Source organism: Nibribacter ruber, from assembly GCF_009913235.1.
GTDB lineage: Bacteria > Bacteroidota > Bacteroidia > Cytophagales > Hymenobacteraceae > Nibribacter > Nibribacter ruber.
This window is the reverse complement of the sequence record NZ_CP047897.1, coordinates 2265580-2277441: the sequence shown is the minus strand read 5'-3', so window position 1 is coordinate 2277441 and position 11862 is coordinate 2265580. Positions and strand designations below refer to the sequence as shown.

Below are 11862 nucleotides of genomic sequence, written 5' to 3'. Positions count from 1 at the left end.
CCAGATTGATATGCAATCATTAAGTAATAGAGCAAAGAAGCTGGAGAAGAAACCCATGAATTTTTCGGAGAGAATGTATCTCCCCGCCATTTTCCAGGGTCTTTCTATCACCATGCGCCACTTCTTTAAAAAGAAGGCGACTATTAAGTACCCAGAAGAAACCCGCCCTATGAGTGCGGTGTGGAGGGGCTTGCACGTCTTAAAACGTGACGAGCAGGGCAGAGAGCGTTGCACGGCCTGTGGTCTTTGTGCCGTAGCCTGTCCGGCCGAGGCCATTACCATGGTAGCCGGTGAGCGCAAGAGAGGGGAGGAAGGCTTGTACCGCGAAGAGAAATACGCGGTGAGCTATGAGATTAACATGCTGCGCTGCATCTTCTGCGGCCTGTGTGAAGAAGCCTGCCCCAAGGCGGCCATCTTCCTGCAGAACGACAAGACGGCCCCGGCCAGATACGAGCGCGACGAGTTCATCTACGGCAAAGACCGTTTGGTGGAGCCCATGCCTACTTCTGCCCCTAACTAATCTCTCACCAACACGCGATCATCACCAACCATTGATATGACGGGTAATTTATTCTATTTCTTAACCTTCTTGACCTTGTTTGCTGCCATTGGGGTAGTGGTGTCCAAGAACCCAGTGTACAGCATCTTGTTCATGATCCTGACCTTCTTCTCTTTGACGGGCCATTACATCATGCTCAATGCCCAGTTTGTGGCGGCTGTGAACTTTATTGTGTACATGGGGGCCATCATGGTGTTGTTCCTGTTTGTGATCATGTTTCTGAACATGCGCGAAGACACCGAGGTGCACAAGTCCAACCTGAGTAAGTTTGCCGCTGCCATTGCCGGCGGAATCTTGCTGGTAGTGATGATTGCCGCCCTGAAGGATGTGAACACGGGAGCCTATGACCCTGCTTCTTTCAATTCGCAGATTGGCCTGGTAGAAAACCTGGGCAAGGTGCTTTTCAAGGACTACCTGTTGCCGTTTGAGCTGGCGTCTGTGTTGTTCCTGGCTGCCATGGCGGGTGCCGTCATGCTGGGCAAGCGCGAACCGGGCGAGCAAAACAGATTCTAAGGCGCAGACAAGCGCCAGAAAAGGACAGCTGTGCATGTTGTCTTTTTTTCTTGTCAGACCGCTCCTTCGTTTTTAGCCTGATTTCCAGAAAACAAGCCAAAAACGGGTGGGTAGGAGGAGGCAGCCCCTCCAGGCTTCAAAGCCAAAGACAGGCATTTTCAATTAAAGGCGTTTTTCGCCTATTTTCTTGAAAAGAGCCCAAAAACGGCAGAGAAGGTACTCCGGCTCCTAAGAACAGGAACTGGGGAGAGGGTTTAATTTAATGTGGATTTACCAAAAAATGGGAATAACTTTGGCCGCCGTTTATGCGCCCGGGCAAGGCAATTCCTGAGAATACAAAGACCATGAATGAGATACCTGAGGTAATCAGAACCATCCCGCTGAACTACTATCTGTTCTTCAGCACCGCCCTGTTTTGTATTGGCATCATTGGAGTTCTGACCCGTCGTAATGCCATCATCATCTTTATGTGCGTGGAGCTCATGCTGAACTCTGTGAACCTGTTGCTCACGGCGTTCTCAGCGTACCGCTCAGATCCCAACGGGCAGATTTTTGTGTTCTTCATCATGGCCGTGGCTGCCGCCGAGGTGGCCGTGGGGTTGGCCATCATTGTGATGATCTACCGCAACCTGCGCACCACAGACATACATTTCCTGAACAAATTGAAGTGGTAGACAGACGTGTAGTCTCTGCCTGAATCTGTTAAGCATACCGTTTCATATACGCTTTACCAAATGCAAGAATTTATTTTGCCGGCAAACAATTCTGAGATGCGTCTCATTACGTTGCTGATTCCGCTCCTGCCGTTCATCGGGTTTCTGATTAACGGTATTGGCAACCGGAAATTGCCGAAAGGGCTGGCGGGACTCATTGGCTGTGCCTCTGTCCTGGGCTCGTTCCTGCTGTCTTTGTACCTGTTCTTTGGGTTTGAGGGCTATGGCAACCGTCCGTACACCACGCAAATCTTTGACTGGATTAACGTCGCCAACCTCCAGATCCCGTTCGCCTTCCAGATTGACCAGTTGTCGCTGGTGATGCTGTTATTGGTGACGGGCGTGGGTTCTGTGATTCATATCTACTCAGCGGGCTACATGAGCCATGATGAGAACTTCGGTAAATTCTTCTCCTTCCTTAACCTGTTTGTGTTCTCCATGCTTCTGCTGGTGATGGGTGCGAACTACGTGATGATGTTTGTGGGCTGGGAAGGCGTGGGCCTTTGCTCGTACCTGCTCATCGGGTTCTGGAACAAGGTAACACCTTATAACAACGCCGCTAAGAAAGCCTTCATCATTAACCGTATTGGTGACTTAGGCTTCTTGCTGGGTATCTTCTTAATCTTCATCACCTACGGTAGCGTGAGCTACGGCGAGGTGTTCAACCAAGCCTCACAACTGAACCAGGTAAACGATGCCGTAGTGATTGCCATTACCTTTTTGCTGTTCGTGGGTGCTATGGGTAAGTCCGCTCAGTTGCCGCTTTATACGTGGTTGCCAGACGCGATGGCGGGTCCAACACCAGTGTCTGCCTTAATTCACGCCGCTACCATGGTGACGGCGGGTATCTACATGGTGATACGTTCCAACGTGCTCTATACCCTGGCGCCGGACACGCTTGAGTTTGTGGCCATCATTGGTTTGGCTACGGCTCTGTTTGCCGCTACCATTGGCCTTTTCCAAAACGACATCAAAAAAGTATTGGCATACTCTACGGTGAGTCAGCTAGGCTATATGTTCCTGGCGCTGGGCGTGATGGCATATTCGTCTTCTTTGTTCCACGTGTTGACGCACGCCTTCTTCAAAGCCCTTCTGTTCTTGGGCGCGGGTAGCGTAATTCACGCCATGTCGGGTGAGCAGGATTTGCGCAGAATGGGCGGCCTGAAAAAAGTATTGCCTATCACCTTCCTGACTTTCTTAATCGGGACGTTGGCCATTTCTGGTATTCCGCCGTTTGCCGGTTTCTTCTCTAAAGATGAGTTGTTGGCGCACGTATTTGTGCACAGCAAGGTGATGTGGGCATTTGGTCTGTTGACTTCGTTCATGACGGCCTTCTACATGTTCAGACTGTTGTATCTGGCTTTCTTCGGGGAGTTCAGAGGCACCGAGGAGCAACGCAAGCACTTGCATGAGTCACCCGCCGTGATGACCATTCCTTTGATTATCCTGGCCATTCTTTCTACCATTGGTGGATTCATGGGCTTGCCGGCGGTATTCAGCCAGAACCACATGCTGGGTAACTTCTTGTCGCCTATCTATGAACTGGCCAGAAGAGCCGTGCCAAGCGCGTTTGAGGCACAGCACCTGTCACATGAGACGGAATACATGCTCATGGGCGTGTCGGTGGCAGTAGCAGTAGTTGCCATTATCTTGGCTTATGTCATCTATGGCAAGAAGAAATCTGTTCCTGCTGAAGAAGGTGCCCCTTTGTCGCCGTTGCATAAGCTGGTGTACAACAAATACTACGTGGATGAACTGTACAACGCCATCATTGTAAAACCTGTTATGGCTCTGTCTACCGGTTTGCACCGCTTTGTTGAGAAAGGTCTGATTGACCCAATCGTGAACGGTTTCGGGAAAGCTACTTTGGGTGGCGGACGCACCTTGCGCTTTGTCCAGAGCGGAGCCACCGGTTCTTACATTCTGATGATGGTGCTGGGCATCGCGTTAATTTTATTGCTGAACTTTATTATCTGATAGGCCACACATGTTAACCGCATTATTAATCTTATGGCCTGCTGTGGCCGCACTGCTGGTACTGTTGGTAAAAGGACAGGGAGCCAAGAAAGTAGCATTTGGCGCAGCCTTGGTAGAATTGCTTTTGGGAATCTGGGCATGGGTTGGTTTCAACCCGACTGATAGCTCTGCCCAGTACTTGATTAACCTTCCGTGGATTGAGTCTGCGGGCATTGTGTTCAAAGTAGGCATGGACGGCATCAGCTTACTGCTGGTGTTGTTGACGGTGTTCTTATTGCCGTTAATCATCCTGTCCACGTTCAAGCACAACTATGAGCGTCCGTCGTCATTCTATGCCTTGATTCTGTTTATGCAGACCGGTCTGATTGGCGTGTTCACTGCCTTGGATGCGTTCTTGTTCTACTTCTTCTGGGAGGTAGCCTTGATTCCAATCTACTTTATTGCCGGCCTTTGGGGCGGGGAGAACAGAATACGGGTGACGTTCAAGTTCTTCTTGTACACGGTCTTCGGATCTTTGTTTATGCTGGCCGCGTTTGTGTATCTGTATTTCCAGACGCCGGGCACGCACACCTCTGAGCTTTCGGCTTTCTATCAATTAGTATTGGATGCGGGCACGCAGAGCTGGTTGTTCTGGTTCCTGTTTATTGCCTTCGCTATTAAAATGCCGGTGTTCCCGTTCCATACCTGGCAACCAGACACGTACGCCGAGGCTCCGGCCGCCGGTACCATGTTGCTTTCTGGTATAATGCTGAAGATGGGTATCTATGGCGTATTGCGCTGGTTGTTGCCAATAGTACCATTAGGCGTAAGCCAATGGTCTACGGTAGCCATCGTTCTAGCCATCATCGGGATTGTCTACGGAGCCATCATCGCCATCCGTCAGCATGACATGAAGCGCCTGATTGCGTTTTCTTCCATCTCGCACGTGGGTCTGATTGCCGCTGGTTTGTTCACGTTGACAGAGCAGGGCTTGCAAGGCGTGATGGTGCAGATGCTGAGCCACGGCATCAACGTGGTGGGCTTGTTCTTCATCATTGACATCATTCAACAGCGCACCGGTACCCGCGAGATTGCCGCCATGGGGGGAATCACGCAGAAGGCCCCGTTCCTGACAGTGTGCTTTATGGTCTTGATGCTGGGCGCGGTGGCCTTGCCGTTGACCAATGGGTTTGTGGGTGAGTTCCTGCTCTTGATGGGCGTGTACCAGTACAATGCCTGGATGGGAGCAATCGCCGGCTTGACCATCATCTTAGGAGCCGTGTACATGTTGCGCATGTTCCAGCGCGTGATGTTTGGCGAGACCAACCATATTACGGATGTTTTCACAGACCTGACCTTTACCGAGAAAGCCGTGTTGGTGCCCTTGGTGATAATGGTGTTCTGGATTGGCTTGAACCCCAATACGTTTTTGAACATCTCTGAACCGGCCATTGGGCAGTTGCTGAACGTGATTAACCGCTAAGTTTAGCGACGATATTATATACACAGGAGAAATTACCTGCACATGACCTCATTAATTCTACTCTCTATTTTTGGTATTGTGAACCTGTTCTTAGGGTTCATGAAATCTAAGAAGGTACTCATGCCTATGGTAATGCTGTTCTTGGCAGTTTCCTTAGGTGCTACGTTACTGGACTGGAACAATCCCCAGACCTATTTCAACAACATGTTCACCATGGACAATTTCTCCATTGGCTTTGCCGCCGTGATGATTCTGTCCACGCTGTTCATCTTGCCGTTCTCCAGCAAATACGGCCGCGATGAAGACGGGAACCTGGCGGAATATTACTCGCTGATGCTCTTCTCTTTGGTGGGCGGTATCATGATGGTGGGCTATGAGAACCTCTTGATGCTGTTCATTGGCATTGAGATTATGTCCATCAGCATGTACATTCTGGCTGGTTCTGACAAGCGCAACATCCTGTCCAATGAGGCTTCCATGAAGTACTTCTTGATGGGTTCTTTCTTTACAGGCATTATCTTGTTTGGGGTAGCTTTGTTGTACGGTGCCACCGGCTCTTTTGACCTGACCATTATTTCTGACGCTGCCAGAAACATTGACGCTGGCAACGCCCCATTGCTTTTGATGGGACTTCTGTTGGTATTGGTAGGAATCACCTTTAAAGTAGGTGCCGCGCCTTTCCACTTCTGGACGCCAGACGTGTATGAAGGTACGCCTACCGTGTTCACTAGCTACATGTCTACCGTAGTGAAGACCGCTGGTATTGCGGCTTTCTACAAATTGATGTCGGCGGCGTTTGGCGGCGTGTATGAGCAGTGGTTCCCAACCGTAGTGGCCATTACCGTCTTGACCTTATTGATTGGTAACATTGGTGCCGTGGCCCAGACCAGCATGAAGCGTATGCTGGCCTACTCCAGTATCTCGCACGCGGGGTATTTGATGATTGCCTTGACGTCTTTCAATGACCGTTCTGAGAATGCTATCCTGTTCTATTCCTTGGCCTATTCAGTGGCTACCATCGCGGCATTCGGTATTTTGAAGTATGTGGCAGATGAGCGCAAGTCAGATGCGTATGAGGCGTTCAACGGCTTGGGCAAAACCAATCCGTTGCTGGCGTTTGTGATGACTGTGGCGATGTTGTCATTGGCGGGTATTCCGTTGACGGGTGGTTTCTTCGGTAAGCTGTTCTTATTCTCTGCCGCCCTGGAGCAAGACATGCTGTGGCTGATTGTGGTGGCCATCTTGATGTCTGCCGTAGGTATCTATTACTACTTCAGAGTGATTATTGCCATGTACATGAAAGACCCGGCCGGCGAGCGAATCACCGTAGACGCCCTAGCCAGCTTTACTTTGATTTCCTTAGTGGTGCTTACCGTGCTAATGGGTCTTGTGCCAGGCTTGTTCAACGACTTGCTATAATCTATGAGCATATACAACCAAACAGAAGAGGCGCCTACAAAGCGCCTCTTCTGTTTTTACTCGTTTTTGGCCTATTTCCTGGAAAACAAGCTAAAAACGGAACCCGGTGTTTCGCCGTTTTAAAGTTTAGCTTCTCTCTCCTTTTACAGGAATTGAGCAAGTTGAATCTGCCCCCGAAGATTTTTAAACTTAATTGATTGATAAATGACAGACCAAGGTATTCCTATTGCCCTCTCTCTCCGTCCAACCTTAGAAGCAGAACACGTACAATCACCCCCTTCGCATAACAAGAAACGCCTCTTACTCATGGCCGCTTTGGCTGTGGGGGTGGCAGTGGTCATCAGTTTCATCGCCAAGCTTTTGGTCTACCTGATTGACCTGGTCACCAATATCTCCTTTTTCGGGGTGCTTTCCACTGAATACATGAGTCCTGCCAATAATACACTAGGCTTGTGGGTGATTGTGGTACCCGTGATTGGCGGCGCGATTGTAGGACTCATGGCGTTGTATGGTTCCAAGGCGATTAGAGGGCACGGAATACCAGAGGCCATGGAGCAGATCCTAACCAACCAAAGCCGCATTAAGCCTACCATCACCTACCTCAAACCTATTTCTGCGGCCATCTCCATTGGCACCGGTGGCCCGTTTGGCGCTGAGGGCCCGATTATTGCCACAGGCGGGGCCTTAGGTTCTACGCTGGGGCAGCTTTTGAAAATCACGCACAATGAGCGGAAGATCTTGCTGGCTGCCGGCGCTACGGCGGGTATGTCGGCTATCTTCGGGAGTCCCATAGCAGCTATTTTCCTGGCCATTGAACTGCTCTTGTTTGAGTTTTCGCCGCGGTCTATTATCCCGGTGGCGCTGGCCTGTATTACCGGGGCGGCCGGGCATCATCTTCTGTTTGAGCAAGGTCCGGTCTTTCCTATTGAGCAAATCATTGGGGTGCCGTCCAACACGGCGCTGGCGGGTTATAGTACCATTGGCATTGCCATGGGGCTGCTGTCTGTGCTAGTGACCAAGATCGTGTATTTTGTGGAAGACAGCTTTGAGAAACTACCCATCCATTGGATGTGGTGGCCGGCCCTGGGCGGAGTAGGCGTTGGGGTAATAGGATACTTTGCGCCGCGTACTCTGGGCGTAGGCTATGAGAACATCACAGATATACTCTCTGGGTCCATGCCGCTGCAGATTATATTGTCCTTGTGCCTGTTTAAGTTCCTGTCCTGGGCCATTGCCTTGGGCAGCGGAACATCGGGCGGAACGCTGGCTCCTTTGTTGACCATTGGTGCGGCAACTGGTGCTTTATTAGGCAGCGTGATTCTGTACTTTTTCCCGGCATCTGGCGTCACGCTTACGTTGGCGGCCTTGGTGGGCATGTCGGCTATGTTTGCCGGAGCCTCGCGCGCGCTGCTTACCTCCATTGTGTTTGCCCTGGAGACGACCATGCAGTCAAATGCGCTGCTTCCTTTGCTGGCAGCCTGCACGGGTTCCTACTTTGTGTCTTTCTTCTTGATGGAGAATACCATCATGACCGAGAAGATTGCCCGCCGAGGCGTAAAAACCCCGCACAGCTATGAGCCAGATTTATTGGAGAAGGTAACTGTGGCCCAAGTGATAGAAGAGAACGGCTTGGTGCTAAGCGAAGACAACACTATTGCCGAGGTACGCGCCTGGCTCTCCCAAGAAACCGACTACCAGCGCAATTACTTCATCATTGCCAGCAATGAGAATGAGTTCAGGGGCATTGTGAGCTCGTCCAACTTGTTTAGCCACCACCATGTGGGCACCAACAAAGTAGGCAGCCTCATCAAGCGCCGGAATATCTCTGTAGCCGCCGAAAACAGTCTGCGCACCGCCGTAGAGATGATGGCCAAGGAAAATCTGGACATGCTGCCCGTGGTGGCCCAAGACAACCATGTCATGGGCGTGCTGTCTTACAGAGACATTATTTCGGCGTACAAGCAGGGGGTAGAGGAGCACGAACAGAAAGACCCGCACATTTCCCTGAAGCGGCACGGCCTTAAAATATTGCTGAGGGGGCAAAAGCTGATGAGCATCAACAAGCGCTCTTAAAAATAGCAAGCCCGCGCGTCTCTGGGCTGAATCTCAAATTGAGACGCGTGGGTGTATCTGAGCTTCGTTTTTGGCTTGTTTTCCAGGAAACAGGCCAAAAACGAAGCTTTACAAACTCATCAGATCCTTGAACACCTGCGTCTGCCTGCGGGATACTTCTACTTCCTCGCCACCTCTCAGTTGAATCTTGATGCTGCCGCTGAACCACGGGTTGATTTGTTCAATGTAGTTCACATTGATAATCTGCTGGCGGTTGGCCCGGAAGAATACCTTGGGGTCTAAGCGGCTTTCCAGGTAATTTAGGGTTTTGAGGATGCAGGGGCGTTCATTGTTGAAGGAGAGCAAGGCGTAGTTTCCGTTGGATTCTATGAGGCGCACCTGCTTTAAGGCCACAAACCAACAGCGCTCGCCGTCTTTCACAAACACCCGGTCTTCTTCACTTAATTGAGAAGGGGCAAGGGCAGGCTTCACCGCTTCCTGTTTGGCCAGCGCTTTCTCCACGGCTTGGCGCAGGCGGCTCTCCTCAATGGGCTTCATGAGGTAGTCCAGCGCATTCCGCTCGAAGGCCTGCAAAGCATACTGGTCATAGGCGGTGGTGAAGATAACTTGCGGCACATGCTCTAGGGACTCCAATAACTCAAAGCCGTTCTTCTGGGGCAGGTGAATGTCTAGGAAAAGCAGGTCCGGCCGAAGTTCCTCTACTAAGGCAATGCCTTCTTCGGCATTTTCGGCTTCGCCTACCAGGTCTAGTTCCGGAAATTTGGTAAGTAAATGCTTCAGCTCCAGGCGCGCCAGCCGCGAGTCTTCAACGATGCAGATTCTCATATTCTTTAAAAGGAAGCGTGAGTGTGGCGGTCACGCTGGTGTCTGTGGATTGGTGCAATTGAAAAGTGCCGGGCTGGTCCAGGGAATGGTTTACGCGCTCCAGCAACCGCTGAATACCAATGCCTGAAGGAGCAGAAGATGTGCTTAGCTTACCCGTATTCTCTACCTGTACTTGTAAATGGCCATTCAATCGGTGTAGGGAAAGCGCAATGTGCCCTCCTTTGGCCTGCGTACCAATGCCATGTTTGATGGCGTTCTCCACCAGCAATTGAATGCCCAGCGGCGGAATGGCGGCTGATTTTAAATCATCAGAGACCTCAGAAGAAAATGCCAGCTTGTCCTCGAAATGGATTTTCTCCAGGGCCACGTAATGGTCCAGAAACTCCAGCTCCTCGGCCACGCTCACCAGGTTGTTGCGGTTGTAGCCAATCACGTAGCGCATCATGGCAGACAGGCGCGTTATCATCTCGCGGGCTTTAGACGGATCTTCTAAGACCAAAGACCGGATGTTGTTGAGGCTGTTGAACAGAAAGTGCGGATTAAGTTGAGACCGGATGGCCTCCAACTCGGCTTCTTTCAAAGATAGTTGCAGTTTGAGTGTTTCTACTTCTTTGGCTTTCCAACGCTGGATGGATTGAAACCCGAAATAAAAGGACGACCACGCGGTGAGTACCAAAGTGCCGTTGATGGAATACAGGAGCAAAATCAAGAATTCCATCTGATTCCACGTGTAAGCCCCGCTAAATACCATCTGGGCATAGGTAATCAATTGCACCAGCACAGAGCTGACGGCATTGTAGAGCAGTATCAAAAGGGCCAGCCTGGGGATGGACAGTTTCTGCCAGTGGTATTTCTTGGAAAGGAAGCGTTGCAGGTGCGTAGCCATCAGAAACAAGAAAGCACCGGTGAACTGGATGCCGTACATGGTACTGGAGCCCTTAAAAAACTTGTAACTGATGAACAGACCCGTTAAAAAGTAAAGGGTCCAGCCAATACCCTGGCAGACCCAATACCATTTTTGTTGACGTGTGTTTGACATGAACCGTGCTTATTTCTGCAGGAAGGCGTCCATCTGTGCAAACATCCAGGTGGGCTCATCATACATGATGAAGTGGCGGGCGGTGTCTGCTATCTTAACTTCGGCGGTAGGCAAGTTAGCAAATTGCCCTTTATACATGTTGGTGGTTAACTCTTTGGTCACGCCGTAATTTTTGTACCCGTACCAGGCACCCAACACTAGCACCGGAGATTTGATAGAGGCGATGTCTTTGCGCAAGTCAGTGGTATACATTTCATACATGGCCTGGCCGGTGGTTTTATAATCAGACTTTCTGCCCCAGTCAATTACTTTTTTGATGTGCGCAGAGTCGGTGGCCATGGTCACTCCGTAGCTGGCTTCCTGTTGTTTCTGCATCTCAGGGCTCATCTTGGCCATGGAGTTCTTCATTTGCTCGGCCATGGGCTTGATGGTTTCTACAGTCGCTCCAGGATTCTGAGCGGCACCAATGTACGGCAAACCGTCAACCACCACCACTTTCCCGAACAAATCAGGCGCTTTCACACTCAGCGCTAGAGTCATATACCCGCCCAAGCTGTGACCCACCAATACTGGTTTCTTAAGCTTGTTCTCTTGCACATACGTGATAATCTCGTCGCGTACGGTGTTCAGGAAGTGGTCTGTTTGGATGGCCGGCTGTCCCGCGAAACCCGGTAAGGTCAGCACGTAGCAAGTATAGCTCTTCTGGTAGTGCTTCACCGTCTCGTCCCAAACCTCACCATCGGAGTTTAAACCTGGAATCAAAATCATAGCGGGGCCTTTGCCGGTCTTTACTACTTTGAAAGAAGGGACTTTGGCTTGGGCTGTAATCGTGATGAACAACAGAAGTGCTAGGAGAGAGGTTAGTTTTGTTTTCATGGTTTTGTATTGGTTAAATGTTATTAAGTGCGATTGATTGATACAAATATGGAGGAAGTGTTCATGCTTGGGAAGGGAAATATGATGAGCGGTTGATGGAAGGGGTGAACGGCAGAGGCGCTTATTTTGCTTGATAAGTGAAGCCGTTTTTGGGTTGTTTTCTGGAAATTAGGCCAAAAACGAAAGTGATTGCTAATTGCCAATTGCTGATTGTTTGGGGATTGTTCCTACTCACTACCATTGTCGCTTGCTCAAAGCAGATTCTCCCCTTGAGGGGAGCGTAGAGGGGTGTTTATACAGGAGAGTACTCCTTCTGAAGTCTTATGTGATTTTATACATCGTGTAAGTGGTTTTGATCTATTAAGATTGGGGACGCAATTCCCAGCAAAGCAGACACCCCTCTTCG

The 11862-nt window shown here is 50.3% G+C and carries 10 protein-coding genes; 7 read left to right on the top strand and 3 right to left on the bottom strand.

Features of this window, described 5'->3' with window-relative positions; all coding sequences use genetic code 11:
* Positions 1-55 precede the first annotated feature (55 nt).
* From GU926_RS09550 to GU926_RS09520, 7 genes are all read left to right on the top strand, one after another.
* Positions 56-520, top strand: coding sequence for a NuoI/complex I 23 kDa subunit family protein (locus tag GU926_RS09550; RefSeq protein WP_198001397.1), 465 nt, complete (start codon positions 56-58; stop codon positions 518-520).
* Between the two features lie 36 nt (positions 521-556).
* On the top strand, positions 557-1072 hold the full coding sequence (locus GU926_RS09545) for an NADH-quinone oxidoreductase subunit J family protein (RefSeq protein WP_160691286.1): 516 nt from the start codon (positions 557-559) through the stop codon (positions 1070-1072).
* Positions 1073-1416: 344 nt separating this feature from the next.
* Positions 1417-1746 carry an NADH-quinone oxidoreductase subunit NuoK gene (nuoK, locus tag GU926_RS09540; RefSeq protein ID WP_160691284.1) on the top strand — a complete coding sequence of 110 codons (330 nt, stop codon included), beginning with the start codon at positions 1417-1419 and terminating at the stop codon, positions 1744-1746.
* 60 nt (positions 1747-1806) lie between these two features.
* A complete protein-coding gene (gene nuoL / locus GU926_RS09535) occupies positions 1807-3762 on the top strand; it encodes an NADH-quinone oxidoreductase subunit L (RefSeq protein WP_160691282.1) in 1956 nt (651 codons plus the stop codon).
* 10 nt (positions 3763-3772) lie between these two features.
* The gene (locus GU926_RS09530; RefSeq protein WP_160691280.1) at positions 3773-5224 is read left to right on the top strand and encodes a complex I subunit 4 family protein; all 1452 of its coding nucleotides are present in this window, start codon (positions 3773-3775) and stop codon (positions 5222-5224) included.
* A gap of 42 nt (positions 5225-5266) precedes the next feature.
* A complete protein-coding gene (locus GU926_RS09525) occupies positions 5267-6643 on the top strand; it encodes an NADH-quinone oxidoreductase subunit N (RefSeq protein WP_160691278.1) in 1377 nt (458 codons plus the stop codon).
* A gap of 306 nt (positions 6644-6949) precedes the next feature.
* Entirely contained in the window at positions 6950-8716 is a 1767-nt protein-coding gene (locus tag GU926_RS09520; RefSeq protein WP_198001396.1) for a chloride channel protein, read from the top strand.
* Positions 8717-8824: 108 nt separating this feature from the next.
* Here GU926_RS09520 and GU926_RS09515 read toward each other — a convergent pair whose 3' ends face one another.
* From GU926_RS09515 to GU926_RS09505, 3 genes are read right to left on the bottom strand one after another with little or no spacing between them, the layout of a single operon-like run.
* The gene (locus GU926_RS09515; protein WP_160691274.1) at positions 8825-9541 is read right to left on the bottom strand and encodes a LytR/AlgR family response regulator transcription factor; all 717 of its coding nucleotides are present in this window, start codon (positions 9539-9541) and stop codon (positions 8825-8827) included.
* On the bottom strand, positions 9522-10580 hold the full coding sequence (locus tag GU926_RS09510; RefSeq protein ID WP_160691272.1) for a sensor histidine kinase: 1059 nt from the start codon (positions 10578-10580) through the stop codon (positions 9522-9524). The genes GU926_RS09515 and GU926_RS09510 overlap by 20 nt, the downstream gene beginning before the upstream one ends.
* A gap of 9 nt (positions 10581-10589) precedes the next feature.
* Complete coding sequence (locus GU926_RS09505) at positions 10590-11456, bottom strand: alpha/beta fold hydrolase (RefSeq protein WP_160691270.1); 867 nt, start codon at positions 11454-11456, stop codon at positions 10590-10592.
* Positions 11457-11862: the final 406 nt, after the last annotated feature.

Bases quoted from the DNA above. Each gene is read 5' to 3' on its own strand.
- nuoL (WP_160691282.1), top strand. From the start codon at position 1,807: ATGCAAGAATTTATTTTGCCGGCAAACAATTCTGAGATGCGTCTCATT.
- GU926_RS09545 (WP_160691286.1), top strand. From the start codon at position 557: ATGACGGGTAATTTATTCTATTTCTTAACCTTCTTGACCTTGTTTGCT.
- GU926_RS09525 (WP_160691278.1), top strand. From the start codon at position 5,267: ATGACCTCATTAATTCTACTCTCTATTTTTGGTATTGTGAACCTGTTC.
- nuoK (WP_160691284.1), top strand. From the start codon at position 1,417: ATGAATGAGATACCTGAGGTAATCAGAACCATCCCGCTGAACTACTAT.
- GU926_RS09515 (WP_160691274.1), bottom strand. From the start codon at position 9,541: ATGAGAATCTGCATCGTTGAAGACTCGCGGCTGGCGCGCCTGGAGCTG.
- GU926_RS09550 (WP_198001397.1), top strand. From the start codon at position 56: ATGAATTTTTCGGAGAGAATGTATCTCCCCGCCATTTTCCAGGGTCTT.
- GU926_RS09530 (WP_160691280.1), top strand. From the start codon at position 3,773: ATGTTAACCGCATTATTAATCTTATGGCCTGCTGTGGCCGCACTGCTG.
- GU926_RS09520 (WP_198001396.1), top strand. From the start codon at position 6,950: ATGGCCGCTTTGGCTGTGGGGGTGGCAGTGGTCATCAGTTTCATCGCC.
- GU926_RS09510 (WP_160691272.1), bottom strand. From the start codon at position 10,580: ATGTCAAACACACGTCAACAAAAATGGTATTGGGTCTGCCAGGGTATT.
- GU926_RS09505 (WP_160691270.1), bottom strand. From the start codon at position 11,456: ATGAAAACAAAACTAACCTCTCTCCTAGCACTTCTGTTGTTCATCACG.